Source organism: Rhodanobacter fulvus Jip2 (assembly GCF_000264315.1).
Classification (GTDB): Bacteria; Pseudomonadota; Gammaproteobacteria; order Xanthomonadales; family Rhodanobacteraceae; genus Rhodanobacter; species Rhodanobacter fulvus.
Map to the genome: position 1 here is coordinate 13,562 of NZ_AJXU01000027.1, position 25,883 is coordinate 39,444.

General features: G+C 65.7%; 23 protein-coding genes. 12 read left to right on the top strand and 11 right to left on the bottom strand.

The genetic code is table 11. The annotated features are described in order from the left end of the window. Positions 1–185 precede the first annotated feature (185 nt). The 3 genes from UU9_RS05155 (at position 186) to UU9_RS05165 (ending at position 6,257) form a co-directional block, all read left to right on the top strand. Positions 186–3,347, top strand: a complete 3,162-nt coding sequence (locus UU9_RS05155; RefSeq protein ID WP_007080665.1) for a cellulase family glycosylhydrolase — start codon at positions 186–188, stop codon at positions 3,345–3,347. Positions 3,348–3,629: 282 nt separating this feature from the next. Further along, positions 3,630–4,931: an MFS transporter gene (locus tag UU9_RS05160; RefSeq protein ID WP_007080666.1), complete on the top strand. Its 1,302-nt coding sequence runs from the start codon at positions 3,630–3,632 to the stop codon at positions 4,929–4,931. 78 nt (positions 4,932–5,009) lie between these two features. After that, positions 5,010–6,257, top strand: coding sequence for a mechanosensitive ion channel family protein (locus UU9_RS05165; RefSeq protein WP_007080667.1), 1,248 nt, complete (start codon positions 5,010–5,012; stop codon positions 6,255–6,257). Between the two features lie 50 nt (positions 6,258–6,307). On the opposite strand, the gene UU9_RS05170 is transcribed toward UU9_RS05165, so the two are convergent. Continuing rightward, on the bottom strand, positions 6,308–7,210 hold the full coding sequence (locus UU9_RS05170) for a LysR family transcriptional regulator (RefSeq protein WP_007080668.1): 903 nt from the start codon (positions 7,208–7,210) through the stop codon (positions 6,308–6,310). A gap of 88 nt (positions 7,211–7,298) precedes the next feature. Between UU9_RS05170 and UU9_RS05175 the strand changes: the two genes are divergently transcribed. Next, entirely contained in the window at positions 7,299–8,171 is an 873-nt protein-coding gene (locus tag UU9_RS05175) for an MBL fold metallo-hydrolase (protein ID WP_007080669.1), read from the top strand. A gap of 72 nt (positions 8,172–8,243) precedes the next feature. After that, complete coding sequence (locus UU9_RS05180; RefSeq protein ID WP_007080670.1) at positions 8,244–9,083, top strand: endonuclease/exonuclease/phosphatase family protein; 840 nt, start codon at positions 8,244–8,246, stop codon at positions 9,081–9,083. Between the two features lie 23 nt (positions 9,084–9,106). On the opposite strand, the gene UU9_RS18370 is transcribed toward UU9_RS05180, so the two are convergent. Next, positions 9,107–9,628, bottom strand: coding sequence for a hypothetical protein (locus UU9_RS18370; protein ID WP_237710219.1), 522 nt, complete (start codon positions 9,626–9,628; stop codon positions 9,107–9,109). On the opposite strand from UU9_RS18370, the gene UU9_RS05185 reads away from it, so the two are divergent. Both UU9_RS05185 and UU9_RS05190 read left to right on the top strand, forming a co-directional pair. Beyond that, positions 9,561–12,281 (top strand): TonB-dependent receptor, encoded by a 2,721-nt coding sequence (locus UU9_RS05185; RefSeq protein WP_237710220.1) that lies wholly within the window; start codon positions 9,561–9,563, stop codon positions 12,279–12,281. The two genes, UU9_RS18370 and UU9_RS05185, sit on opposite strands and share 68 nt — an antisense overlap. Before the next feature lie 194 nt (positions 12,282–12,475). Continuing rightward, a complete protein-coding gene (locus tag UU9_RS05190) occupies positions 12,476–14,005 on the top strand; it encodes a glycoside hydrolase family 30 protein (protein WP_007080672.1) in 1,530 nt (509 codons plus the stop codon). Between the two features lie 25 nt (positions 14,006–14,030). Here the strand turns inward: UU9_RS05190 and UU9_RS05195 are convergent, their stop codons facing one another. The 3 genes from UU9_RS05195 to UU9_RS05205 form a co-directional block, all read right to left on the bottom strand. After that, positions 14,031–14,285, bottom strand: a complete 255-nt coding sequence (locus UU9_RS05195) for a hypothetical protein (protein WP_007080673.1) — start codon at positions 14,283–14,285, stop codon at positions 14,031–14,033. Positions 14,286–14,452: 167 nt separating this feature from the next. Continuing rightward, entirely contained in the window at positions 14,453–14,800 is a 348-nt protein-coding gene (locus UU9_RS05200) for a RidA family protein (RefSeq protein WP_007080674.1), read from the bottom strand. A 114-nt stretch (positions 14,801–14,914) separates the two neighbouring features. Next, on the bottom strand, positions 14,915–15,637 hold the full coding sequence (locus UU9_RS05205; protein WP_007080675.1) for a pirin family protein: 723 nt from the start codon (positions 15,635–15,637) through the stop codon (positions 14,915–14,917). Positions 15,638–15,804: 167 nt separating this feature from the next. Here UU9_RS05205 and UU9_RS05210 point away from each other — a divergent pair, with 167 nt between their 5' ends. Both UU9_RS05210 and UU9_RS05215 read left to right on the top strand, forming a co-directional pair. Then, positions 15,805–16,695, top strand: a complete 891-nt coding sequence (locus UU9_RS05210; RefSeq protein WP_156804197.1) for a LysR family transcriptional regulator — start codon at positions 15,805–15,807, stop codon at positions 16,693–16,695. 114 nt (positions 16,696–16,809) lie between these two features. Then, a complete protein-coding gene (locus UU9_RS05215; protein ID WP_007080677.1) occupies positions 16,810–17,049 on the top strand; it encodes a hypothetical protein in 240 nt (79 codons plus the stop codon). A gap of 150 nt (positions 17,050–17,199) precedes the next feature. On the opposite strand, the gene UU9_RS05220 is transcribed toward UU9_RS05215, so the two are convergent. From UU9_RS05220 to UU9_RS05235, 4 genes are all read right to left on the bottom strand, one after another. Beyond that, complete coding sequence (locus tag UU9_RS05220) at positions 17,200–19,128, bottom strand: GGDEF domain-containing protein (protein WP_237710221.1); 1,929 nt, start codon at positions 19,126–19,128, stop codon at positions 17,200–17,202. Beyond that, entirely contained in the window at positions 19,064–19,345 is a 282-nt protein-coding gene (locus UU9_RS05225; protein ID WP_007080679.1) for a hypothetical protein, read from the bottom strand. The genes UU9_RS05220 and UU9_RS05225 overlap by 65 nt, the downstream gene beginning before the upstream one ends. Positions 19,346–19,410: 65 nt before the next feature. Next, positions 19,411–20,391, bottom strand: a complete 981-nt coding sequence (locus tag UU9_RS05230) for an SAM-dependent methyltransferase (protein WP_237710222.1) — start codon at positions 20,389–20,391, stop codon at positions 19,411–19,413. Beyond that, positions 20,376–21,287 (bottom strand): LysR family transcriptional regulator, encoded by a 912-nt coding sequence (locus tag UU9_RS05235; RefSeq protein WP_007080681.1) that lies wholly within the window; start codon positions 21,285–21,287, stop codon positions 20,376–20,378. Before UU9_RS05235 ends, UU9_RS05230 begins: the two co-directional genes overlap by 16 nt. Positions 21,288–21,394: 107 nt before the next feature. On the opposite strand from UU9_RS05235, the gene UU9_RS05240 reads away from it, so the two are divergent. After that, the gene (locus UU9_RS05240; protein WP_050982389.1) at positions 21,395–22,372 is read left to right on the top strand and encodes an MBL fold metallo-hydrolase; all 978 of its coding nucleotides are present in this window, start codon (positions 21,395–21,397) and stop codon (positions 22,370–22,372) included. 53 nt (positions 22,373–22,425) lie between these two features. Here the strand turns inward: UU9_RS05240 and UU9_RS05245 are convergent, their stop codons facing one another. Beyond that, the gene (locus tag UU9_RS05245; RefSeq protein WP_007080683.1) at positions 22,426–23,268 is read right to left on the bottom strand and encodes a class I SAM-dependent methyltransferase; all 843 of its coding nucleotides are present in this window, start codon (positions 23,266–23,268) and stop codon (positions 22,426–22,428) included. 189 nt (positions 23,269–23,457) lie between these two features. Between UU9_RS05245 and UU9_RS05250 the strand changes: the two genes are divergently transcribed. Further along, complete coding sequence (locus UU9_RS05250; protein ID WP_007080684.1) at positions 23,458–24,888, top strand: MATE family efflux transporter; 1,431 nt, start codon at positions 23,458–23,460, stop codon at positions 24,886–24,888. A gap of 60 nt (positions 24,889–24,948) precedes the next feature. Here UU9_RS05250 and UU9_RS17830 read toward each other — a convergent pair whose 3' ends face one another. Beyond that, positions 24,949–25,197: a hypothetical protein gene (locus UU9_RS17830; RefSeq protein ID WP_156804198.1), complete on the bottom strand. Its 249-nt coding sequence runs from the start codon at positions 25,195–25,197 to the stop codon at positions 24,949–24,951. 75 nt (positions 25,198–25,272) lie between these two features. Here UU9_RS17830 and thpR point away from each other — a divergent pair, with 75 nt between their 5' ends. Beyond that, the gene (thpR, locus tag UU9_RS05255) at positions 25,273–25,851 is read left to right on the top strand and encodes an RNA 2',3'-cyclic phosphodiesterase (RefSeq protein WP_007080686.1); all 579 of its coding nucleotides are present in this window, start codon (positions 25,273–25,275) and stop codon (positions 25,849–25,851) included. Positions 25,852–25,883 lie beyond the last annotated feature (32 nt).

Below are 25,883 nucleotides of genomic sequence, written 5' to 3' on the forward strand. Positions count from 1 at the left end.
TTCAACGTGGCGCGATGGAGACCCCACGGCTCGACGGTGCCCATGATCCGTCTTGACATGGTAACGTTATCTACCGTGATCGCGGCGGAAGGTGGTTGGGGTTGGGCCGTCGGGCGATCGCACAAGCGCTGCTACCTTTTGCAGGCTCTTGATCGGGCCGGCGCCGACTTTCTGGGGAATGTTCCATGTCTTTCTTCCTGCGATTCCTGTGGCTGGTCGTCCTTGGCGGCTGCATCGTGCCGGCCGCGCTGGCCGCTGACGGAACGGTGGTTTTCCAGCAGCCCGGTTTTCCCGCGGCCGATACGTCGCCGGTTTCGTCCGCGGCGCTGGCGGCGGGATTTCCCGACGCACGCATGGTGAATGCGGCGCAGCTCGATGCGGCGCTCGGCTCGGCGCAGACGAAGTTGCTGGTGCTGCCTTATGGCTCGACCTATCCCGAGGCGGCTTGGCCGTCCATCCTGCGTTACCTCGACCGTGGCGGAAACCTGATCGTGCTGGGCGGCAAGCCGTTCACGCGGGCGGCGTATCGCGACGGCAACACGTGGCGGTTGCGCGAGTCCAGCGTGGCCGCATCGCTGGAGCTTTTCATCCAGGGTTGGCAGGCCACGCCCGGCTCGAAGACGCTGCAGTTCGAGCCGAATGCGGATGTGGCGCCGACGCTGCCTGCGTTCGGCTGGACGCAGGCGTGGAGCCCGGTGATCCGGCTTTCGGTGGTGATGGACCCCAAGGACACGGCGGCCAACAATGGCAGTGAGGATGCTTTCCTGACCACGCTGGCCTGGGGCACGCGCGATGGCCACAAGCTGGCCGCGCCGGCGGTGCTGGTCGATCACGTGCAGCATCGTTTCGTGGGCGGGCGCTGGATCTTCCTGGCCTGCGATCCGGACGGCAACGCCTTTGCCAATCCCCCCTTGCTGCAGCGGCTGCAGGCGCTGGCGTTGCGCCAGCACGACCGCTTCACCTTCCGCCCGCGGATGCCGCTGTTCGTGCAGGGCGAGGCACTGCAGTTCCGGTTCGAGCCCGCGCGCGGGACCACGGTCGAGGCTGGCGATACGCTCAAGGTCAGCGTGCACGCGGACACCGGCGCCGCGCAGCACTACAGCTTCAAGGCCGATCCCACGCAGCCGGTGACCCTGCCGAAACAGGCGGCCGAAGGTTCCGGCCTGCATGTGGTCGAGGCCACGCTGGAGCGCAACGGCGCGCCGGCGTGGACGTATCGCTCAGGCTTCTGGATGCGCGACCTGGCGTATCTGCGCAGCGGCCCGAAGCTCACCGTCAACGGCGACTATTTCCAGCTCGACGGCAAGCCGCTGCCGGTGGTCGGCACCACCTACATGGCCGGTGATGTCGATCGCGACTACCTGCGCAAGCCCAACGTGTGGGTGTGGGACCGGGACCTGAAGCAGATCCGCGCCGGCGGGTTGAACATGATCCGCACCGGCATCTGGTCGGCCTGGAACCGGCTGGTCGACCCCGACAAGTCGGCCAGCGAGGCGACCTTGCGCGCGGTCGAGGCGATGCTGATGACGGCGCGGCGTAATGACCTCCCCGTGCAGTTCAACCTGTTCGCGTTTCTTCCCGAGACATTCGGCGCCGGTAACGCCTATCTCGATCCAGCCGCCTTGGCGATGCAGGATCGCTTCGTGCATTCGCTGGTGCAGCGCTTCCACGACGTGCCGTTCCTGCTGTGGGATCTGATCAACGAACCCAGCGCCAATACGAATCTGTGGAAGACGCTGCCGCAGGGCGACGCGCTGGAGCAGCAGGCGTGGCGGCGCTGGCTGAAGCAACGTTATCCCGACCAGGCTGCGCTGCTGGCGGCGTGGTCGGAGCCATCGTTCGGCAAGGGGCGGGCGCTGCAGTCGAAGCCGGATGTGGCGCCGCCCGAGGCCGGTGCGGCCGATCCGTTTGCCTTGCCCGTCGCCGGCGCATTCGATCCGGATGGCGTGCGTGCCGGCGCCAATCCGCTGAAGGTCTACGACTATTACCTGTTCACCCAATCCGTCTTCAACGACTGGGTGAAACACATGCGCGCCACGCTCCGCGACGCCGGCTCCGACCAGTTGGTGGTTGTGGGTCAGGAGGAGGGCGGCGTGGCGACGCGGCTGTCGCCGGCGTTCTTCTCGCCGCTGGTGGACTTCACCACCACGCATCTGTGGTGGGATTTCGACAGCGCGCTGTGGGCGGGCTTGTCGGCAAAGATGCCGGGCCAGCCGATGCTGATCCAGGAACTGGGCGAGCAACGGCGGCTGGACCAGCGCGACCGCCTGCGCTTTTCGCCGCAAATAGAGGGCTGGCAACTCGAGCGCAAGATGGCGATCTCGTTCGCCCAGGGCGCGGGCGGCATCGAGTGGGTGTGGAACGTCAACGCCCGCATGGCCAACGACAACGAGACGCCGATCGGCGCCATCCGCGTGGATGGCACCGAGAAGCCCGAGGCACGGGTGCTGGCAGGATTCGCGCATTTTGTGGCGACCAGCCCGGCCAGCTTCACCCGCATCGAAGCGCCTGCCGTCACCATGGTGACGTCGCAGTCGCTGATCTACAGCGGCATGCGCGACCTGGCCATGGCCACCCAGAAAAAGTCGCTGCGTGCCTTGGCCTATGACACCCACACGCCCGCGCGATTGCTGCCGGAGAATCGGCTGACCGAACTCGGCCAGCCGAAGCTGGTGATCCTGCCGGCGGCGCAGGCGCTGACCGACGACGCGTGGCAACACCTGCTCGACTACGTGGCCAACGGTGGCTGCCTGCTGGTGTCCGGGCCGGTGCAGCGCAACGAGCATTGGCAGGCGGTCGACCGGCTCACGCCACTGAAGCTGAAGGCGGACGTGTTTCCCATCGCGGTACGGCAATCCACGCTGAGCTTGCCGGGCCACGAGCATCCGCTGCAGGTCAGCTACCCCGCCGGCGTGCAGCAGGCGCCGATCGAGAGCATGCGATTCGATGACGGCGCGTCACTGAAGGTTGTTCGCCACGGCAAGGGCAAGCTGATCTGGGTGGCCGATCCGGTGGCGTTTGCCGAGGGCTACGACACGCAGGCGGCGTTGTATGCGTGGGCGCTGGCGCAGGCCGGCGTCGCCCCCGCCTTCACCCAACTGCAGCCGCTGTCGCCGGGCGTGCTGGCGTTTCCCACCGTGCTCGACGACGCCGTGCTGTACAGCTTTGCTTCCGATTCGCTGCAGGACCAGACCGTCGACATCAAGGACACCGTCACCGGTGCCACCATCCATTTCACCCTCGGTGCGCAGCGTGGCGCCATGGTGTTGCTCGATCGGGCGAGTGGTGCGGTGCTGGCTTCCTATAACGCGGGAACGCAAAAGCCCGCTGCCGCAGCAGCGAGGTAGGACGCGGCGGATTCTGGTGTCGCCCGTACTCATCGCTACGTCTGGCACGTGAAGCTTGCGGGCGGCACCATGTAACCTTGTCGACGGCGGCCGATCCCTGCCGCCGTCACCTTGTGCCCGAACCGTCCCCATGCCTCCGCTCCATCGTCTGCCTGTCTTGCGGGCACGCCATGCTCACGGGTCTGATGCTTTCGTTCGTCGGCGGCGTTCGCCGTGCGTTCGCGGCGCGGGTTTCATCGGGTTGAACGGTGGGCACGCGCCAATGGAGTTGTCAGGCACGCAATGAACCGCATGTTCCACTCGTTGAGGAATTACAACTACCGGCTGTGGGCCGCTGGCGCGCTGGTGTCCAACGTGGGCACCTGGATGCAGCGCATCGGGCAGGACTGGCTGGTGCTTACCGTGCTCACCCAGCACAACGCCACGGCGGTGGGTACGGTGATGGCGTTGCAGTTCGGGCCGCCCTTGCTGCTGTTGCCGTTGTCCGGTTTTGCGGCCGACCACATGGACCGGCGCAAGCTGCTGATGCTCACCCAGGGCGCGGCCGGCCTGCTGGCGCTGGGCCTGGGGCTGGTCACCCTCACTGGTGTGGTGCAGCTGTGGCATGTGTACGGCTTTGCGCTGTTGCTCGGTTGCGTGACGGCGTTCGATGCGCCGGCGCGGCAGGCATTCGTATCGGATCTGGTCGACGACGACGACCTCGCCAATGCGGTGGCGCTGAACTCGGCCTCGTTCAACGCGGCGCGCATGCTCGGCCCCGCCGTGGCGGGCGTGTTGATCGCCGCGGTGGGCGAGGGCTGGCTGTTCGTGGTCAACGCCGTTTCGTACGGCGCGGTGCTGGTCTCGCTGGGGTTTCTTCGCTTGCACGAATTGCTGATCGAGCCGCGGCCACCACGCACGCGCGGCAGCCTGCTGGCCGGCTTTCGCTACGTGGGGCAGCGTCCGGACCTGATCGCGGTGCTGGTGATGCTGTTGCTGCTGGGCACGTTCGGTTTCAACTTCGCCATCTTCATTTCCACCATGTCGGTCACCGTGTTCCATGGCGATGCCGGGCAGTACGGCTTGCTGACCTCGGCGATGGCCGCGGGCACCATGTGCGGCGCCTTGTTCTCCGCCAGCCGCCCGTTTCCCGGCATGGTGCTGATGGCCGTGTCCGCGGGCGCGTTCGGCATCGCCGTGGCGGTGGCGGCCGTGATGCCCAGCCCGTTGTTGTTCGCGATCGTGCTGTTCTTCGTGGGCCTGGCCGCGCTCACTTTCATGACCGCCAGCAACTCGATGATGCAGCTCACCACCGAGCGCACCATGCGCGGCCGGGTGCTGGCGCTGCGCATTGCCGTAGTGATGGGCGGCACGCCGATCGGGGCGCCGCTGGTTGGCTGGGTGGTCGACCGTTTCGGTGCGCGCTGGGCGTTGGGAGTCGGCGCGCTGGCGGGGCTGGCGGCGGCTGCGGTGGCCATCACCTATCTGGTCCGGCATCGGCGCTTGCGCTTGTCGGTGGCGGGCGGGCGCCTGCGTTTGACCATCCATCCGACACCGGCGGATGTGTATGCCGTTCGCGTGGCGGCGGGCGAACGCGTGACCTGAGCGCCGTGTCGTCGCGTTGGCCTTCCCGGTCCATGCCCTTACAGTAGGGGGCGGTTTTTAGTGTGACGGAAGGGCTTGATGGATGATTTGAGGATCTTGTTGGCGCCAGCGTGGGTGCATACGGTGTTGGGCGGCGTGGCGCTGCTGGCGGTGGCCTGGTTGGTGGCGTGGCTGGTGCGTCATGTGCTTGTGCGGGTGATGACGACTGTCAGTCGACGCACGGCCTGGCACTGGGATGATGCACTGATAAAACGCGGCGTTTTCCGCCGGCTGGCGCAGGTGGCGCCGATGCTGGTCCTGCATCGCGGCATCGGCTGGGTACCGGGCGTCCCCGTGCTGGTGGATACCCTGGTGTCGACGCTGACGATGGCGCTGGTCGTGCTGTATGTGGTGCTGGCGCTCAACGCCGCGCTGTCGGCACTGGAGGATCTGTACCAGGCCAGCCCGCGCGGGCGCGAGCGCTCGATCAAGGGCTATGTGCAACTGGTCAAGATTTTCGTGTGGTTGATCGGCATCATCGTGATCATCGCGGTGCTGGTCGATCGCTCGGCGCTGTCGCTGCTGGCCGGGCTGGGCGCGGTGTCGGCGGTGCTGCTGCTGATTTTCAAGGACACGATCATGTCGGTGGTGGCCAGCATCCAGCTGAGCTCCAACGACATGCTGAAAGTGGGCGACTGGATTTCGCTGCCCGACGACAACGTGGACGGCGACGTGGTGGAGATCGCCTTGCATACGATCAAGGTGGTCAACTGGGACAAGACCATCAGCACCGTGCCCACCTGGCACCTGATCTCCAAGTCGTATCGCAATTACCGCCACATGTACGCCACCGGGCGACGGATCCGGCGGGCGCTCAACATCGATCTGACCAGCGTGCGGTTCTTGAAGCCCGAGGAGATCGAGCACCTGCGCCGGTTCAAATTGCTGGACGGCTATTTCGAGCGCAAGCAGGAGGAAATCGCGCAGTGGAATGCCGCTGAAGGCGAGCCCGGCAAGCTGCCCATCAACCAGCGCCGGCTCAGCAACATGGGCAGTTTCCGCGCTTACATGCAGGCCTATGTGCTGGCCCATCCCGGGGTGAACACCGATCTGTTCTGGGCGGTACGGCAACTGGACCCCGGCCCCACCGGTATCCCGCTGCAGATCTACGGCTATACGGTGGACACCGGTTTTGTGGCGCACCACAACGTGCAGGGCGACATCTTCGATCACCTGATCGCGATCCTGCCCGAGTTCGGCCTGTCGCTGTTCCAGCAGCCGACCGGCGCGGACATGCGCGCCGGCCTGCGTCGCGCGGACGCGGAAGATACGGCCGTCACCGCGTAGCAACAACGGATGCCGACGCGCTACGCGAGGCCGGCGATTTTCGCGTCCGCCTATGCGTCGGAACCGTCGTGCAGCCCGGCGAGCAGGCGCTCGCGCAACCAGCGATGAGCGGGATCGTCCTGCATGCGCGGATGCCAGGCCATCGCGTAGTCGAAGGCGTCGAGCGCAAACGGCAGGGGATCGATGCGCAGCGGAAAGCCCAGGCTGCGCAGGAACGCGCTGGGCAGCGTCGCCACGGCGTCGGAACTGGCCACCATGCTGGCCGCTTGCGTATACGTGGCCACCGTCATGGCCACGCGGCGCTTCTGCTGCAGCTTGGCCAGCGCGTCGTCGATGATGCTGGAGAACTGGCCGGCGGGTGAGATCAGCACGTGCGGGCGCGACGTATAGACGGCCATGTCCATGGGGGCCGGATCGTCATGGCGGCGTGCCACGCGGAAGTCGTCGCGAAGCAGCAGCCGTTGCTTCAACGAGGGCGCCACCATGCGCGCCGCACCGAGGTAGAGATCCACGTCGCCGCGCTCCATGCGCGGCGCCATGTCGGCGTAATCCGGCGCGATGCAGCGCAGGCGGATGCCCGGCGCCTCGCGCAACACCGCTTGCGCCAGCGGTCGTACCAGTGCCGAAAAGGCATTGTCGTTGGCGGCGATGGTGAAGGTGCGGGCGTCGTGCCGCGGGTCGAACGCGTTCGCTGCGATGGCGTCGTTCAAGGTCTGGAGGGCAGCGCGAAGCGGCCCCTGCAAGGCCTCGGCGCGCGGCGTCAGGACCATGCCACGACCATTGCCCGACGGCATCAGCAACGGGTCGCCGAACCATTCCCGCAATCGCGCAAGCTGGCTGCTCATCGCCGACTGGCTGAGGTTCAATCGGTTGGCGGCGCGGCTGACGTGCCGCTCGTCGAGCAGCACGTCCAGCGACAACAGCAGGCCGATATCGGCGCGTTTCATATCCATGGGGTGGATACCGGGTATGCAAGCGGGGCGCTAACGCTCATCGCGCGCGGGACCCCATCGTAGTGCACTCCCTCGCGCGGATGCCGCCATGACGACCGAAAGCACGATCTATCGCGTGGGCAACGCCCACATCACCCGCATCACCGATCGCCTGCTGACCACGCTGCCCGGCTCGACGGTATTCCCCGACTGGAGCGAAGCCGCCGTCGCCCCGTGGCGCGACGCCATGCACCCGGAAATGCTCGCCGATGACGACCAGACCCTGATCATGAGCGTGCACAGCTGGCTGATCCGCATCGACGGGTTGATCGTGCTGGTCGATACCGGCATTGGCAACGGCAAGTCGCGGCCATTCAACCGTGTCTTCGACCGGCTCAACACCGGCTATCTGCAGCGGCTGGCCAATGCCGGCGTGCGCCCGCAGGATGTCGACCTCGTGCTGCTCACGCATCTGCACGTCGATCACGTCGGCTGGAACACGCGCCTCGTCGACGGTCGCTGGCAACCGACGTTCCCGAACGCGCGCTACGTGTATGCGCAGGCGGAAGAGGATTTCTACGCCACGCCGGCCGCCGCGTCCCGTCGCATGATCTTCGACGACAGCGTGCAACCGCTCATCGAGGCGGGGCTGGTGCAGCGCATGGGCGATCGTGGTGGCGAGATCGAAGCGGGCTTCCGCTTTCATCCCACGCCTGGCCACAGCGTGGGCCACATGTCGATCGGCCTGACCTCCGGTGGCGAGAGCGCCTTGTTCGGTGGCGACGTGATGCACCACCCGCTGCAACTCCACCATCCCCACTGGAACTCCGTGTTCTGCGCCGATGGCGAGCAGGCGCGCCAGTCACGCGCCTGGGCGCTTGATGCCATCCGCGATGGCAGCCTGTATTTCAGCTCGCATTTCCCCGGCACCTCGGTGGTGCGGGCCGATGCGCATGTCGAAGGTGGTTGGGCGTTCGTCTGATCGCGATGTTTCATCGCGGTTTTTCGCGCTAGTCTCGACGCTTCGATCCCACATCATGCCCGGAGCCTTGCGATGAATCTGCGCCACTGGTTTGCGCTGCTGGCCTGCGTGGCAATGCTTGGCATGGCCGATACGAGCGCCGCCGCCGAGGCGCCGCTGAAGGTCATGACGTTCAACGTGCGCGTGCCGGTTGATACCGGCATGAATGCCTGGGCGAACCGGCGCGAACTGATGGTGAAGGTGATCCTGGCGGAGCATCCGGATGTGCTGGGCACGCAGGAGCTGACTGAGGAGCAGGGCGAATACCTGGCTGCGCATCTGCCGGGCTACGCCTGGTTCGGGCAGGGGCGTGATGGTGGCAGCAAGGGCGAGCACATGGGCGTGTTCTATCGCACGGACCGCTTGCAGGTGGAGCGCTCCGGCGATTTCTGGCTTTCCGACACGCCCGGCGTGCCCGGCAGCAAGACCTGGGGCCAGCCTTATCCGCGCATGGTCACCTGGGCACGGTTCCGCTTTCGCGATGGCGGCGGCAGCTTCGCGTATTTCAATACGCATTTCCCGTATCGGCTGGAGGATGTGCATGCGCGGATGCTGAGCGCCGACATGATCCTGCAGCGCGTCGCCGGGCTTCCCGCCGGCGAACGCGTGATCCTCACCGGCGATTTCAATTGCGGGCCGGAGACGCCGGTGCATCGGGAGCTGACCCGCACGCTGCAGGATGCCTGGCTGGCGTCGCCACGCCGCGCCGGCCCGGACAAGACCTTCCACGACTTCACCGGCACGCCGGACCGGCGCATCGACTGGATATTGAGCCGTGGCTTCAGGGTTTTGGACGTCCAGACGGTGGACGCGCATGAAGGCCCGCGCTATCCCTCCGACCATTTTCCGGTGATGGCGCAGTTCGGCCGCTGACCGGCGGCGTGGCGCCGGTCTTTTCATAATCTCCACATCGCTCGTGGTGTCTTGTCGCCGTTGCCCATGGGCCGCGCGTGTATGCGCTCCCCGGTGGCCGGCGACGGAACGGCAGCTCCGCCACGTTCGCCGGCATGCCGGATGCGGGACGCGAAGCCGTGCGCAACAGGTGCCGCGCGCCAGGTCTGCTTGACGCCGCTGACAAGGTCCACCACCAAGAAGGGCGCCATCATGAAGTCGCGTTGTGCATTGCAGGGATCCCTGGCGCATGCCCGTTTCCGTCCATTGGCCGTTGCCTGTGCAGCGGCCCTGCTCGCCATCACCGGCATGGAAAGCGCATCGGCGCAGACGACGTCGAGTACACCGCCGACGGCGAGCACAGGCACCAGCACACCGGCGCCGCAGAAAGCCGGCGATGCGAAGACCGGCGACACCGGCACCGCGTCCGGAAAGCCTGTGAAGAAGCCCGCGAAAGCGGTGACCGATCTGAGCCAGGTGGTGGTCACCGGCATCAGCGGCAGCATCGCCAGTTCGATGAAGACCAAGGAGGATTCGAACAACATCGTGGAGGCCATCTCGGCCGAGGACATCGGCAAGCTGCCCGACGTCAGCATTGCCGACAGCCTCGCGCGCGTTCCCGGCCTGGCCACGCAGCGCGCCGATGGCCAGGCCAATGCCATTTCCATCCGCGGCCTGTCGCCGGATTTCGCCGGCACCACGCTGGATGGACGCGAGCAGGCCACAGTGGGCGAGAACCGCGGCGTGGAGTACGACCAGTACCCGGCCGAGCTGATCAACGGCGTGACCATCTACAAGACGCCGGATGCCAGCCTGGTCGGGCAGGGGTTGTCGGGCACGGTGGATCTGCACACCATCAATCCGCTGGATTTGTCGAAGCGGACTTTCGTGTTCAACCTGCGCGGTGCGCACAACAGCAACGGCTCGATGAATCCCGGCACGGGAACGGGGACCAGTGGCCACCGCGCCAGCTTTTCGTACGTCGACCAGTTTTTCAACCACACCCTGGGTATTGCGCTGGGCGTGTCCGTGGTCGACCAGCCGATCCAGGAGCGGCAGTACCAGGCGTGGTGGTGGAGCGCCAACAACGGCAGCGCCGGCATCGACCAGAATTGGGGCGGCCCGCATACGCCGGGCATGCCGGACAACGTGGTCTCGCAGGAAGGCATGCAACTGCGCGCGCAGTCACAGAAGCAGAAGCGCAACGGCGTGATGGCCGTTTTGGAGTGGGCACCGAACGACGTGTACTACTCCAAGCTGGACATGTACTACTCCACCTTCAGCAAGCGCCGCTACACCAACGGCGCGCAATGGTCGAGCAGCCCGTATGACCACGTTTCCTACGACAACGTGCAGACCTCGCCGGGTGAGCCGCTGCCGATCGTCACTTCCGGCACGATCCTCGGCGTGGCGCCGATCCTGCAGAACGAATACACGCGGGAGCACGACAAGCTCTATTCCATCGGCTGGAACAACAAGCTGTTCCTGGGCGACTGGACCTTGATGGCCGACCTGTCCTCATCCAGCGCGCGGGTGAAACTGCACGACGCCTACCTGTTCAGCGGATTGGCTGATGGCGGCTTCACCACCGTGGGTTTCAACACGCCGGCCGCGTTCGGCTATCCGCATTTCACCCCGGGCGTCGACCTGGCCGATCCGGCCACGATGGTGTTTACCGACCCCGGCAGCCCCTGGAGCGATCCGCCAGGCTACGGCTACAACGGCCGCGACGAGTTCGACCATCAGGACGACACCATCCACGCGTTCCGGCTGCAAGCCAGCCATCCATTGGGCTGGATCTTCAGCGACATGGACGTGGGCCTGGCCTGGTCGGACCGCACCAAGACCAAGCATGCGGACGTCTATTTCGCCTACCTCAACGGCAACGGCTCCACCAAGGATACGTACCAGCCACATCTCAGCGCGCCGGTGGATCCGTCGATGCTGTATCGCCCCACGTCGCTGGGCTATGGCGGCATCGACGGCATTCTCAATTACGACGTGCTGGGCGCGTTGTACGGCGGCCAGTTCTATCGGGTGCGGAAGAACGGGCAGGGCGACTGGAGCCGCAACTACACCGTCGAGGAAAAAGTGCCGCTGGCTTATGTGAAGTTCAATCTCGACACGCATCTGGGCAGTGTGCCGCTGCGCGGCAACGTGGGCGTGCAGTTCGTGCGCACCAAGCAGTCGTCGCGTGCATTGCAGACCAATGGCGATGCACTGGTCGGGAACATCAGCGATGGCGCCTCGTACAACAACGTGCTGCCCAGCCTGAACCTGGTGGCCGAGATCGGCGAGCGCCAGTACCTGCGCCTGGGACTGGCCAAGAGCATGGCGCGCGGCCGCATCGACGACGAGAAGGTGGCCACCTCGGCCAGCGTGTCGCAGATCACCAACGGCCCCGGCGCGGGCCAGGTGTTGTGGTCGGGCCGCGGCGGCAACCCGCAGCTGCGCCCGTACGTGGCGGTGGGCACCGACCTGTCGTGGGAGAAGTATTTCGGCAAGGCCAGCTACGTGGCGGCGGCGGTGTTCCACAAGAACCTGCTGAACTACATCTACAACCAGACCGTGCTCGATTACGATTTTTCCCACTACACCAACGACACCCCGACCCTGGTGCCAACCAGCAATACCGGCTCGTTCACCACGCCGCAGAACGGCACGGGTGGCAAGATGGATGGGCTGGAATTGTCAGGCGCGCTGGAGGGCGGCCTGCTCACGAGCGCGCTGGAAGGGTTCGGCGCGCAGGCCAATTTCTCGCTGACCAACAGCTCGATCCCGCTGTCGTCCATCTCGTCCGTTCCCGGTGGCCCGAAGACCTTGCCCGGGTTGTCGCGCAAGGTGGCCAACCTTGCGTTGTTCTATGAACGCTACGGCTTCTCGATACGCGTGGCCGAGCGCTACCGCTCGTCCTTCACCGGCGAAGCGGTGGCGCTGTTCGACCAGTTGGGCTACACCAAGATCCAGGCCAACCGGCAGACCGACCTGCAGTTGGGCTACGCGTTCACCGACGGCAGTCTCAACGGCTTGTCGCTGCTGCTGCAGGTCACCAACCTCACCAATTCGGCGGATTCGACGGTGCAGGTCGCCACCCTGGCCAACAACGCGCCGCTCACCCGCCCGCTGGAATATGACACCTGGGGGCGCACCATCCTGTTCGGCATCAACTACAAGCTGTAGGCTGGCGGGCTTGCACGCGAGTTCTTGACGGGTCGAAATGAGAGTCCCCAATGATCGGTGCCTGGTACGGGGGGTCGACCGTCGCGGGCATCGGAAACATGATGGATGCGGTGTACGGCGAAATCAGGGGCCGCTGACTGCCGACGGCGCCGAGTGGCGCCAGGCAGCCATCGGCCGTGGTGAGTGCGCCGTCCATGGATGAAAACCAGGGGGTGGGGCGCTGGACGCCGTTCCTGTCGATGATCCTGTTGACGCTGCTGGCCATGTCGGCCCTGCACTGGCCGCGCCCGCCGCTGTTCGTGAACATCACCGCCGGTGTGTTGCAACCGACTGGCGTCATGGTGCATGTGTGGGTGAGCACCGCTGATCGCCGCCTGCGCCTGGCGCGGCAGTTCGATGTAATGGCCGGTGACAACGATGCCAAGGCGGCGCCGGCCGACGTGATCATCGACCCCACCCGCAAGTACCAGACCATGGTCGGTTTCGGCGCGGCGCTGACGGATTCGTCGGCCTGGCTGATCCGGAATGCGATGAGTGCCTCGCAGCGGAGCGCATTGTTGCAGGAGCTTTTCGGCCCGCCGCCGGAGCTCAACTTCCGGATGCTGCGCATCACCATCGGCGCGTCGGATTTCTCGCTGCAGCACTACACCCTGGACGACATGCCCGCCGGTGAGGTCGACCTCGACTTGCAGCATTTCAACGTGGTGCCGAACCAGGCCTATCTCATCCCGGCGTTGCAGGAGATCGTGGCGCTGCGGCCCGATGTGCAGATCATCGCTTCGCCGTGGAGCGCGCCGGCGTGGATGAAGAGCAGCAGCAACCTGATCGGCGGCGCCTTGCTGGAGCAGTACGAATCGGTCTTTGCCGATTACCTGGTGCGTTTCGTCGATGCCTTCCAGGGCTACGGCATCCCCATTTTCGCGCTGACCGTGCAGAACGAGCCGGCGTTCCTGCCATTGACCTACCCGGGGATGGAACTGACCGCCGCCGCGCGCGCGCGCCTCATCGGCCAGTACCTCGGCCCCGCGTTGGCGCAGCGGAAGAACGCGCCGGTGATTCTGGGCTGGGATCACAACTGGGATACGCCCGGCGAATCACTGAGCGTGCTGGCCGACCCCGATGCCCGGCGCCATATGGCCGGCATTGCCTGGCATTGCTATCGCGGCAACCCCAGCGCGCAATCCACCGTGCATGACGCCTACCCGCAAATGGACGCCTATCTCACCGAGTGCTCGGGCGGCGACTGGCCGTCGGCGCGCAAGGGTGAACTGATGTTGTTTGCGCGCAATATCGTGATGGAGAGCGTGCGCAACTGGGCACGCGGCGTCGTCTACTGGAACCTGGCGCTGGACGAGAACCACGGTCCCCATGCCGGTGGCTGCGATGAATGCAAGGGCGTGGTCACCATCGACTCGGCCACCGGCGAAGTCAGCCGCAATGACGAGTACTACGCGTTCGGCCACTTCAGCCGGTTCGTGTTGCCGGGCGCCGCGCGGGTGAAGTCGGGCAACACCAATGCCGGCATCCACCAGCTGGCGTTCCAGAATCCGGACGATGGCTCGGTGGTGCTGGTGGCGGTGAACGACAAGGCCGAGATCAACCACCTGACCGTAAGCCAGGGCTCGCTCCGCTTCGCTTACGACATGCCGCCGAGCAGCGTCGCCACGTTTGTGTGGCCGGCGGCGGCCATGAGTGTCCCGCCGGCGCAACCTGCCGCCCGATAGCTTTGCGTGTGCTGGCTGCAGCGACTCAGCCGACTGGATACATCGGTACCGGCAGACGTTCTTCCGCGGCGGCGGGTTGCGGCTTCTGCGGATGGGTACGGCCAAGCGTGATGTTCTTGCTGGCCCGCACCTCACGGTTGGCGAACGTCCAGATTTCCCCGGTGGCCGTGATGAACACGGTCCAGTAGAGATCCGACTCGGGCCCGTAATCGATCAGGATGTGGGCGAAGCCCTCGCCTTTGGGGGTGTTCAGTGGAAGCGGTGGATTGAGTTGCAACATGAGGATGCGCCCGCTGCAGTGTCGGAGTTTGCAGCGCGATGATGGCATTCCCCCGCGTGAGCGCTCCGCAAAGGTCGTCGGATTCCCAGACGGCGCATGCCGGTCCATCCTGCGCGATCTGTCGGCGGGATGGACCGGACTTTCAGGCTTTCAGACGTACGTATCGATCAGGCGATCGCCGCCGTAATCACGATCTCGACTTTCCAGCCGGGGCTGGCGAGCTTCGCCTGTACGGTGGCGCGCGCAGGCGTGGCGCCTTGCGGCACCCAGCGACCCCAGGCTTCGTTCATGCCGGCGAAATCGGCCATGTCGGCCAGGAAGATTTCCGCCCGCAGGATGTTGCGCTTGTCGGTCCCGGCCTGCGCCAGCAGGGCGTCGATGGCCGCAAGCACCTGTTCGGTCTGACCGACGATGTCGGCGCCGGCGTCCTCGGCCACCTGGCCGGCGAGGTACGCCACGCCGTTGTGGACGGTCATTTCGGACATGCGCGGACCGGTATCGAAACGCTGGATCATGGGGCGGTTTCCTGTGGAGTGATCGCGCATTGTCGCTGGATTGCGCCGCCGGTAGAAGCTCGATGGGAGCCATCGCCGGATGACCGGTTTGGCCATCCGGCGCGTTGCCGCGCATCACGGCATCTGCGGCAGCTCCTGCGGGCGCAGATCGAACACCAGTACCTCGGCGTTCTCGCCCTTGCCCAGTTGCAGCGTGCGCGGGTTGCGCAAACGCACGCCGTCGCCCGCTTCCAGCTTCACGCCGTTGAGCTCGATGCTGCCGCGGGCCACGTGCACGTAGGCATGGCGGTTGTCGTCCAGTGTCAGCGTGGCGCTTTCATCGCCGTGGAACAGGCCGGCGTAGACCGACGCGTCCTGCTGGATGCGCAGCGACTCGTCGCCGCCGTCCGGCGAGATGATCAGGCGCAGTTGGCCGCGCTTGTCGGCCTCGGCGAAGTGGCGTTGCTGGTAGACCGGTTCGCCGCCGGCCTCTGCCGGTGCGATCCAGATCTGCAGGAAGTGCACCGGCGCCTCGTCGGAGCCGTTGAACTCGCTGTGGGTCACGCCGCTGCCGGCGCTCATCAATTGCACGTCGCCGGGCTTGATCGCCGAGCCGGTGCCCATGCTGTCGCTGTGCGCCAGCGCGCCTTCCAGCACGTAGGAGAAGATCTCCATGTCGCGGTGCGGGTGTTTGCCGAAGCCCTGGCCCGGCGCCACGCGATCCTCGTTGATCACGCGCAGGTCGGAAAACCCCATCTGCGCGCGGTCCATGTAGCTGGCGAACGAGAAAGTGTGGCGCGAGCTGAGCCAGCCGTGTTCCGCCACGCCGCGCTCGGAAGCCTTGCGTACTTGCATCATGGTGCTCTCCTCGTTGATGAGTGGCAGCGTGGGTCGCCCGCTCCGGCGCGCCGCGGAATCCGGCGCGGAAGCGGGCGGTTGCTGCGTCTGAAGTGGAATATTAGAGTCGCCATTCGATTCAATAAAGATGATGAATTGCTTAATACTGTCAACTTGAGGACGACAATGTGAACCAGCTTGAGGACATGCGGATCTTTGTCGAAACCGTCGATGCGCAAAGCTTCACGGCGGCGGCGGATCGGCTGGGGCTGTCCAAGCAGTTCGTCAGCAAGCGGATTGCCGCGCTGGAGAAGCGGTTAGGTGCGCGCTTACTGGTGCGCTCCACCCGGCAGCTGCGCGTCACCGATCTGGGCCTGGCGTACCACGAGCGCGCCCAGCGCATCCTGGAAGAGGTGGATGCCGCCGAGCAGTTGATCACCAGCCAGACTGCGGCGCCGCGCGGGCTGTTGCGGCTGAGCGCGCCGATGACGTTTGCCACGCTGCACCTGGGGGCGGTCATCGCCGCGTTCATGCAGCGCCATCCCGAGGTGGTGGTCGAGCTGGAGCTCAACGACCGCATGGTCGACCTGATCGGCGAGGGCTACGACATGGCCGTGCGCATCGGCGCGCTGGCCGACTCCAGCCTGGTTGCGCGCCGCATCGCCGCGGTGCCATTGATCACCAGCGCCAGCCCCGACTACCTGCGCCGTCGCGGCACGCCATCGGCGCCCGGCGAACTGGCGTCGCATGCCTGCCTGACCTACGGGCGTGCGCGTCGCGGCGAATGGACGTTTCGCGTGGAGGGGCGCGTGCGCAAGGTTTCCGTGAGCGGGCCGATGCGCGCCAACAACGGCGAGATGTTGCGCGACGCGGCGATGGCCGGCCTGGGCATCGTCAGCCTGCCGGACTTCATCGTCGCCGCTGCGCTGGCCGATCGCCGGCTGGTGCCCGTGCTGGACAAGTTTCGACCCGAGGACATCAACGTATATGTGGTTTACCCGCAGCATCGCCAGTCCTCGCTGCTGGTACGTGCCTTCAGCGATTTCCTGGCGGAGCGTTTCAGCGCCACGGGTGCGTGACATGGCAGGCTGCGATGAATGCGTTCGCCGGGCGGTTGATCCTGGTCAGGGGAAAGCGCGGGGGTTTTGAGCATCATGGCGAGCCATTGAACGCGACCCCTTACGGAGCAGACCATGCAATACCAACTGTCCACCTGTCATCACGACGCCGACGCCTTCACCACCGCGCTGCGCCCGCTCGACCCCCACGTGCAGATTGCCCTGGATGCCCCGCGCGGCCGCCTGGAAGTCCTGGCCAACGCCACCGGCAACCAGGTGCTGGACGTGCTGCGCACCCTGGATTGCGACGCCGTGCCGCTGGAAACCGAAGTGCATATCAGCGGCGGCAGCACCTGCTGCGGCAGTTGCGGCTGATTCCGGCCGATCGACCTCCAGTGGGAGCGGTTTCAGCCGCGATGCTCTTGCCGTGAGGCTCCAAAGCAAGGGCGTCGCGGCTGAAGTCGCTCCCAGGGGCGTGGTCCGCGCAACGCCTTTCGAGCGTTACTCTACCGTTGCCAGTTCGCATCACTCGAGCTCTGCGACGCTCACCGGCGTGGCGCCGCTCCGCAACGTCGAGCCCGGCACGGGTATGCCTTCCTTGTCGAGCAGGTCGCCCGTGCCCGCATGCGCAACGACGCGGTTGCGGCCAGCACCCTTGGCGCGATAAAGCGCCGCGTCCGCCTCCTTGCACAGCCGCTGCAAGTCATGGCCGGATACTTCGGTGGACGCCAGGCCGACGCTGGCGGAAATCGTTATCACGCAATCGTCGTGTCCCATCGGTGTGGCGTCGATCGCGATCCGGATGCGGTTGGCAATCTCCAATCCTTGATGGCGGGAACATCCGGCCAGCAGGATGCCGAACTCCTCGCCGCCCAGACGGCCAAACAGATCGGCGGGTCGCAGCTCCTGCTGGCAGATCGCCACCGTCTGCTTCAGCACGGCGTCGCCCATGGCGTGGCCGTGGGTATCGTTGACCTGCTTGAAGTAATCGAGGTCGATGGAAATCAGACAGGCCTGCTCTTTCTTTTTCTTCGATGCCTGCAATACACGGGCCGCTTCGCCGATGAAATGCTGGTGGTTGAAGATGCCGGTGAGGCCATCGTGGTGCGACAGCCGTTTGAAGCGCAGCTGCGAACGCTTGAGGCGATAGAGCCAGGAAGCGATGAATGCGACGATCAGCAGCAGCATCAGGATGTAGAGCCGGCCGGTTTCCACCGCCTTGGCGTCCAGCGCCCGTTGCAGGCGCAGCATCGCGTTCTGCCTGCTGAGCTTCTCGGTTTCCAGTTTCCCGGTCAGCAGGTGCTGCTGCACGGTCTGGTAGGCCAGCGCGCGGGCGCTGACGTCGTTGAGATAGCCCTTGTCCTGCACTGTGTAACGCTCGAAATACGACAAGGCGACGGCCGTGTCGCCGCGTTCCTTCTCCACCTTGTAGAGCACCTCGTAAACGGCCTTGAGCGCCTCGCTGATCTCATTGGGATCACTCAGCGAAAGTGCCGCCAGAGCGGCCGTTCGGGCGTCGGCAAGACGGCCCAGCGCCAGCAGGGCCCTTGCCCGGAATACGGCGGTCGACTCGATGTGCGCGTAAAGCCCGTTGCGCTTGATGCCCGGTTCGATCCGGTCGAGCAGCGCGAGTGCCTTCGCCGGCTGGTTTTCCCGCAGATACGTATCCACCATGACAAGCCGCAACGTGTTGACGTAAACCGGCTGTCCTGCCGCCTTGCATGTCTCGATGGCCTGATGAAACTCCGGGCTGGAGGAGGTGAGCGTGGGGCTGTCGTACCGGATGGTGATCTGCAGCGAGCGGGGAGGGCAGAGGGTCGCGCCGGGAGGGAGATTGCTTTCGATCATCCGTGCATAGTTGAGCGCCAGGTCACGCTTGTCGGCCAACAACATCGATTGCGCCAGATTGAACAGCACTTGAAAGCGTGCGAGCGGATCCTTGATGTTGGGAAGGTCGGTCGCCAGGCGGTCGGCCAGGGCAAAGGCTTCCTCGTACCGGCGGGTGAAACCCAGTCCGGTCAGGCGCATGGCTGAAGCCCTGGCGGCCAGCGTGGCATCGCCGGCGTGCTCGGCGACGGCGCGCAGCTGCGCGTCGGCCTTGGTGTAGTCACCCTGGTAAGCGGTTTGCCACGCATCGAGATAGCGCAGGTGCCATTGCTCGGCAGGGTTAAGGCGAGGCGCCTCGCGGTGGATCTGCGCCAGCATGCGCACGAATCGCGGGTGATCGCTGGTGCGTACGCTGTCGATCTGGGCAAGGAATGCCGCCGGGTCGGGTATCGCCGCGCTGGCCCGGGTCATTCCCGCGATCGCGCAGAGGGCCAGACCCACGCAGGCGGGCCATGAGCGGTAGCGGACCGGCAGACGAAGCATGCGCATGTCTCGCCTGGTGTCAGGGATTGGTCTGGCCGGGGACTGGCATCGGCGCTGGTTCGAGCTCGCCTTGCTCGACTTCATCGTCCTCGTGGCCGGGCGTGTGCGTAACCTGCGGCTGCTGCATCGGCATGTGTCCCAGCTCCGCGTAGAGCGCGGCGCTGTCGCCAGTCGAGACGGCGGCCGTGAGCGCGTCGGAGGCACCCAGCTGTTGCAGCCACTCCGCCAGTTCGTGCCTCGATGCATGCCGCAGCGACGCATCGGTGCCGATGGCCTCCAGAAGTTCGATCGTATTCGACATGTCGTCCCCTGCTTTCGATGGTGTTGAGCATCTGTTTCGAACGCATCGCGCAGCGCTATTCCGCATCAGGCCATGGTCGTTTCCCGGTCCAATGCTGCCAGTCGCTCGCGCATGGCCAGGTTCAGTTTGAGCGGCGCGGCGGGTGGCAGCACCACGGTGTGTTCTGTCGTCAGTTCGGCGGCGGGCAGCTCACGCAATGCGATACGGCGTATTTCCGGCCTCTGTATCGGGAGCGTCGCGGCGCGATAGATGATGACCTCGTGGTCCAGCGGATAGTCCTGACTCAGCAGATCCACCAGTACCTGCCGGTACGCTGCGCCGGTGGAAAAGCGCTTTAGTGACAGATCGCCCACCAAGCCGACCTGCCACAACACCAGATAGCCGGTGGGATCGATCTTGCGTTCATAGAAAAGCAGTTGGCTGGCCTCGAAATGCTGGCACCCGAAACGGCCCGGGTCGATGCCCAGGTCGGCATAGAGACAATCCTCGGCGGAAATGCCCGGTTCCATATGCGCGTCGAAACCTTCGGCACGCGCCACCTCGATGGCCTTGTGCGGCGACCAGGCGAAGATGCCGGGATGGCCATAAAACACCCCGCAAACCCGCTTGCCTGCACGCACCTCGGTCATCATCAACTCGACCCATTGCCGGTAGGTCTGCATGCGCGACTTGCCTTCCGCGTAATACGGCTGGAGGCTGCGTACGTCTGGATGCATCCGCTGCAGCCACATCTCCACGGCCCCATCGGAAAGGCCCGCGAACACCACGTCGGCCTGCTCGATGTGGCTGCGTGCCAGCGGCGTGAGGTGGGAGCCCAGCGTCATACCCATGCCAACGCACGCCAGCTTGCCGCGGCGGGACTCGGTCAATGGGGGATGGGCGGCGGTCATCGCCAGAGGATAGGGCAGTCGAGCCCGGAACGAGGGCCGGATGCGCTTGTGACGGCGGCTTGCGATCGGTGCATGGCTCGAACTCCGAACGGCGTCATTCCAGCATGGCGGCGGTTGATCCGGCACATGTGCACCGGCGATCAGAAGCCATCCCAATATGGCGGCTCGCCGAACGAATTCTTGAGGTGGTCGATAAAAAGCTTCGCCTTCGCCGCGTGCGAGCGGCCGGGCATGCGCACGGCGTGAATGGCTGATCGGGCCATCTTCGATGGGACGCGCCGATCAGGGAACAGCACGACCAGCTTCCCGGCACGAACCAGATCCCCCACCAGCCAGCTGGCCAGGTGGACGATGCCGATGCCGGCGGCGGCGGCGCCCAGCAAGGCCTCGGCGTCGTCGGTGCGCAATGATCCGCGGACGGCAAGCGCGGCTTCCCGGTTGATGCCGGAGAAGCACCACCACTCAGGGGGCGGCGTGGACGCGAAGGTAAGGCAGTTGTGCTCCAGCAGTTGCTCGGGCGTTGCGGGATAACCGCGGCGGGCAAGGTAGTCGGGGCTCGCGCAGACCATGCGCCGGGACGGTGCCAGCCGCGTGGCGACCAGGTCGCTGTCGGGCAGCGTGCCCATGCGGATCGCCACGTCGACCCGCTGGGTCAGCAGGTCGACGCGCTGGTCGCTGAGGTGCAGGTCGATCTCGATCGCCGGGTAGCGCTTCAGGAAATCGGTCATCGCGGGAATGACGTGCAGCCGGCCGAATGCGGCCGGCGCCGTTACCGTCAACAGGCCACGGGGGTCGGCCTGCAGATCCGCCAGGCCGTGTTTGGCGTCATCCATCTCCGCAACGATGTGGCGGGCGCGCGGCAGAAACTGCTCGCCGGCGTCCGTCAACATCAGCGCGCGCGAATGCCGGGCCAGCAGCTTCGCGCCCAGCTCGGCTTCCAGCGCGTCGACCTTGCGCGTGATCGACGACACGGCCACGTCGCGACGCTTCGCCACGGCGGTGAAGCTGCGTTCGGTGGCCACATCGATAAAGGTTCTGATGGCGTCGAGCATGGTGTCCCGTGTTGCTGAAAATGCAAGCCTGCCTTGCACATTTACTGATTGTAGTGAAATACGCAAATGCTCAACATGGCGCCACCTTCAACCACCAAGGCGAAAACATGCGTACCCACCTCCGCGGCAACATCCTCCGTGCCACCACCGCAGCCATCCTTCTGGGGCTCACGGCGTCCAGCGCCTTCGCCGCGGCGCCGATGGCCCAGACATCGGCGCCGGGCTATTACCGCTTCATGCTGGGCAATTTCGAGGTCACCGCGCTCAGCGATGGCACGGTGGATCTGCCGGTGGACCAGTTGCTGCACGAGCCGGCCGCGAAAACGGTGGCTGCGCTGAACCACGCCTTCCTGAAGACGCCGCAGGAAACCTCCGACAACGCCTACCTGGTCAACACCGGCAAGCGCCTGATCCTGATCGATACCGGCGCCGGCGACCTGTTCGGACCGACGCTCGGCAAGTTGATGAGCAACCTGAAGGCTTCCGGCTATAGCGCCGCCGACGTCGACGACATTCTGCTGACCCACATGCATCCGGACCACGTCGGCGGCCTGGTGAAGAACAAGGTGATCCAGTTTCCCAACGCCATCGTCCATGCGGAGCGTGACGAGGGCGATTACTGGCTGAGCGAAACGAACCTGGCCAAGGCGCCGGATGCCTCGAAGGCCTTCTTCAATGACGCCATGGCCGAGCTCGACCCGTACGTGAAGGCCGGGAAATTCCGTCCGTTCAAGGGCGACGTGGCGCTGCTGCCGGGCGTGAGTTCGTATACCAGCTTCGGGCATACGGCGGGACATACTTCGTACATGATCGAAAGCCAGGGGCATAAGCTGCTGCTGATGGGCGACCTCATTCACGTCCCCGCCGTCCAGCTCGATCATCCGAACGTGACCATCTCCTTCGACAGCGATCCGAAGGAAGCGGCGGCGTCGCGCATCCGCGTATTCAATGCGATGGCGAAGGACAGGACGCTGGTTGCCGGCGCGCATATCCCGTTCCCCGGCGTTGGCCATCTGCGCACGGCCGGCGCGTCCTATCAGTGGGTGCCGGTCAACTTCAGCCGGATGCGTCAGAACGGGGATTGAGCATCTTCGGGAGTCGAAGTCGAAAAGCAGCGGTTCATCGCTGCTTTTCGCTTTCAGCGCCGCACCGCCACCACGCCGTCCAGCGCCAATTGCGCCTTGAAGCCGGCTTTCTCCAGTCGCTTTTCCACTTCGCGCGGTACGTCGCGGCCGCTGGTGAGCTTGTTCGGGCTGCCGGTGTAATGGAACAGCCGCCCGCCGCGGCGCAGCACGCGGGCGAGCTGGTCGTAGAACGCCTGCGAGTAGAGTTCGCCCGCGATGCCGAAGCGCGGTGGATCGTGCAGCGCCGCGTCGACCGAGGCGTCGGCGAATGAGGTGATCGCCTGCGATACGTCGGCATGGGTGAGCAACAGACGACCGCCGCTGGTGTCGGCATCCGGGTCGGGCGACCACGGGTTCAGCGTGCGCAGCCACAGCACGTCGGCGTTTTTCTCGAACGAATGGATACGCGCCACGCCGGCTTCCAGGCAGCAGGCCGCGAAGTAGCCCAGGCCACCGCAGGTGTCGAGCACCACCTTGCCGGCCGGTTCGACCAGCGCCACCTTGCGCCGCGCATCCTCGAACGGCGACTCCTTCGCCGTGGGCAGCATCTTGATGCCGTCGATCTCGAACGTGGGTGCGCCCCATTCGGTGGGCACCAGCTTGATCAGCGAGCCGGAGAAACGCGCCACCGGCGCGTAGTCGTCGCCATCACGGTAGTAGATGGTGCGGTCCTTCAGCTTGCCGGGGTAGGGATGGCGCTGGCCGCGCCACTCCCAGTCTTGCGTCGACAACCGCGCGTGATCGCGGGTGAAACCCAGCGTCAGCGAGCCGTGCCATGCGTCGGCGCCGGCGTCGCGCGCCGTGGCCAGCGATTCGGCCACGGGGCGCGTGAGCAGGGGGCCGGAATAATGCGGCACGTGGGTGGACTCCTTGGGTTAGCGGGGGCGGCCGCTGCTGGCGCAGGGCGCCGGCAGGATAACGTGGAGTGGGTCGAACCGCTCCGTCGGTGCGCAAGGGGAAAGATCAAAAGCGAACCCCTCCCGCTCCCTCCCCTGCAAGCAGGGGAGGGAGCGGGAGGGTTTTCTCCCAATTCAGGGAAGGTGTCGATGATCGTTTCCACGCCCACCGCGGGCAGCGAAAAGTGCGGGGCTGTACGATGGCGCGCTGTCGATTCTGCCGGCAAGGCCACAGCCATCAACGTTTTCACCCGTCAACCGATGGATCGCGAGATCCTGCGTCTGGCCTTGCCGGCGTTCGGTGCGCTGGTGGCCGAGCCGATGTTTCTGCTGGCGGATTCGGCCATGGTCGGCCACCTGGGCGAGGAGCCGCTGGCGGGTCTGGGGCTGGCCGGCGCGATTCTCCAGACGATCATCGGCTTGATGGTTTTCCTGGCCTACAACACCACGCCGGCGGTGGCTCGCTGGCTGGGCGCGGGGGAGGGTCGTCGTGCCGTGGCGGTGGGTATCGACGGGCTCTGGTTTGCGCTCGGCCTCGGTATCGTTCTGGCCGGTGCGGGTTGGGTGGCGACGCCCGCACTGGTGGCCGCGTTCGGTGCGAATGCCGCGGTATCCACAGCGGCCGTCACTTATCTGGGCATATCGATGGCGGGCATTCCGGCCATGCTGCTGGTGTTCGCGGCCAGTGGCTTGCTTCGCGGTCTGCAGGACACCCGCACGCCGCTGGTCGTGGCGGGCGCGGGCTTTGCCGTCAATATCGTGCTCAATTTCTGGTTCATCTACGGATGGGGGCAGGGCATCGCCGGTTCCGCGGCCGGTTCGGTCGTGGCGCAATGGCTGATGGTGGCGGCTTACCTTGTAGTGGTGAGCGGCCACGCGCGGAGCGAGGGTGCCAGTCTTTGGCCGCGCCGCGCCGGCATGCTGTTGGGCGCGACCGCGGGTGGCTGGCTTTTCCTGCGCACGCTGACGATGCGCATCGCCATGGTGCTTGCGGTCTACGTGGCGACCGGGTTGGGTTCGTCGCAATTGGCGGCTTTCCAGATCGTGATGACGCTGTTCGCCACGCTGGCGTTTGCGCTGGATGCGCTGGCGATCGCCGCCCAGGCGCTGGTCGGCCGTCATCTTGGGGCGGGCGACCGCGCCAGCGTCAAGGCCGTGTTGCGCCGGTGTCTGGAATGGGGCGTGCTGGCGGGCTTGTTGTCCGGCGCGTTGGTGGTGTTCGGCAGTGGCGTGCTGGGTCGTCTGTTCACCAACGCAACCAGCGTGCTGGCGTTGTTGCCGCCCAGCCTGGTCATGCTCGGCCTTTCGGTTCCCGTCGGCGCCGTGGTGTGGGTGCTCGATGGTGTGCTGATCGGCGCGGGCGATCTTCGCTATCTTGCCGTCGCCGGGGTGATCAACCTGGTCGTCTTCGTGCCGCTGGCCGTCGCCATTCTCATCATCGCACCCGCAGGGACGGCGGGGCTTGGCTGGCTCACCGCCGCCTTTGTCTTCGGCTTTCTGGGAGCGCGCTTCGCCACGCTCGGCTGGCGCGTTCGCCATGATCGGTGGATGGTTGTCGGTCCCGATCGATCACGCCACTAGGGCGGCGAAGTCTGTCTGCCAGCGGTGCCATCGGCCGACAACTGCGGGGACCGCAACGCATCAGTTTTCGTCGGGCGAGGTTTTGCTCTCGGTATCGGCGGCGGCTTTTTCCGCTTCGCGCGCCTGACGTTTGCGCTCGTCCTTTTCTTCCTGCTGTTTCTTCTTGGCGAGTTCGCGCTGTCGTTTTTCGAATGAATAATTGGGCTTGGCCAAGAGCATCTCTCCGTAAGGACGGCCATTGTAATACCGCGCGGCCGACGTGGGGGCGCGGCGACGGGGGACGCGCAGGCGTATCGCCATCGCGGTCATGGATTATCCTCGACGACCCATCGACAAAGCACCGCTGAGCCGCGTGCTGCGCGTGGCAAGAGGCGAAGGACGACCATGTCGCAACAAGCATCATTCCCCGGGTTTGCGCAGCCCGTGGCCACCGACCGCCTGTTTCTGGCGATATTCCCGGCTCGCGATACCGCCGAAAGGCTCGCCGCCTTCGCGGCCGCGCAGTGTGCCCACTACGGTTTGCGCGGCAAACCGCTGGCGACTGACCGGTTCCACGTCACGCTGTTTCATCTGGGCGATTCGGTGGGCTTGCGCCCGGATGTGGTCGAGGCGGCCCGTGCCGCGGCGGCGCAGGTCAGGGCGGCCCCGTTCGATGTGGTTTTCGACCAGGTCACCAGTTTCGACGCGCATCGGGAAAAGTCGCCCTTCGTGTTGACGGCCGATCACGGCAACGAGCCGTTGCACGCTTTTCAGACCGAGCTTGGCGCGCGATTGCGCGAGGCCGGGTTGGGCCGCTGCGTAGCCGCGGGTTTCAGGCCGCACCTTACGCTGGCGTACGACCGCCGGGTGATCGCTCCCGAATCGTTGGCCCCGATTGCGTGGCGGGCGGAGGAGTTCGTGCTGGTGCACAGCCTGCTGGGCCAGACGCGTCACATCCCGCTGGCGCGTTGGCCGCTCGGGTAGTTCAACCGTCGACGCGACATGCCGCGCATCGG

Coding starts and splice junctions, on each gene's coding strand:
- UU9_RS05155 (WP_007080665.1), top strand. CDS start 186: ATGTCTTTCTTCCTGCGATTCCTGTGGCTGGTCGTCCTTGGCGGCTGC.
- UU9_RS05160 (WP_007080666.1), top strand. CDS start 3,630: ATGAACCGCATGTTCCACTCGTTGAGGAATTACAACTACCGGCTGTGG.
- UU9_RS05165 (WP_007080667.1), top strand. CDS start 5,010: ATGGATGATTTGAGGATCTTGTTGGCGCCAGCGTGGGTGCATACGGTG.
- UU9_RS05170 (WP_007080668.1), bottom strand. CDS start 7,210: ATGGATATGAAACGCGCCGATATCGGCCTGCTGTTGTCGCTGGACGTG.
- UU9_RS05175 (WP_007080669.1), top strand. CDS start 7,299: ATGACGACCGAAAGCACGATCTATCGCGTGGGCAACGCCCACATCACC.
- UU9_RS05180 (WP_007080670.1), top strand. CDS start 8,244: ATGAATCTGCGCCACTGGTTTGCGCTGCTGGCCTGCGTGGCAATGCTT.
- UU9_RS05190 (WP_007080672.1), top strand. CDS start 12,476: ATGGATGAAAACCAGGGGGTGGGGCGCTGGACGCCGTTCCTGTCGATG.
- UU9_RS05195 (WP_007080673.1), bottom strand. CDS start 14,285: ATGTTGCAACTCAATCCACCGCTTCCACTGAACACCCCCAAAGGCGAG.
- UU9_RS05200 (WP_007080674.1), bottom strand. CDS start 14,800: ATGATCCAGCGTTTCGATACCGGTCCGCGCATGTCCGAAATGACCGTC.
- UU9_RS05205 (WP_007080675.1), bottom strand. CDS start 15,637: ATGATGCAAGTACGCAAGGCTTCCGAGCGCGGCGTGGCGGAACACGGC.
- UU9_RS05215 (WP_007080677.1), top strand. CDS start 16,810: ATGCAATACCAACTGTCCACCTGTCATCACGACGCCGACGCCTTCACC.
- UU9_RS05220 (WP_237710221.1), bottom strand. CDS start 19,128: ATGAAGTCGAGCAAGGCGAGCTCGAACCAGCGCCGATGCCAGTCCCCG.
- UU9_RS05225 (WP_007080679.1), bottom strand. CDS start 19,345: ATGTCGAATACGATCGAACTTCTGGAGGCCATCGGCACCGATGCGTCG.
- UU9_RS05235 (WP_007080681.1), bottom strand. CDS start 21,287: ATGCTCGACGCCATCAGAACCTTTATCGATGTGGCCACCGAACGCAGC.
- UU9_RS05240 (WP_050982389.1), top strand. CDS start 21,395: ATGCGTACCCACCTCCGCGGCAACATCCTCCGTGCCACCACCGCAGCC.
- UU9_RS05250 (WP_007080684.1), top strand. CDS start 23,458: ATGATCGTTTCCACGCCCACCGCGGGCAGCGAAAAGTGCGGGGCTGTA.
- UU9_RS17830 (WP_156804198.1), bottom strand. CDS start 25,197: ATGACCGCGATGGCGATACGCCTGCGCGTCCCCCGTCGCCGCGCCCCC.
- thpR (WP_007080686.1), top strand. CDS start 25,273: ATGTCGCAACAAGCATCATTCCCCGGGTTTGCGCAGCCCGTGGCCACC.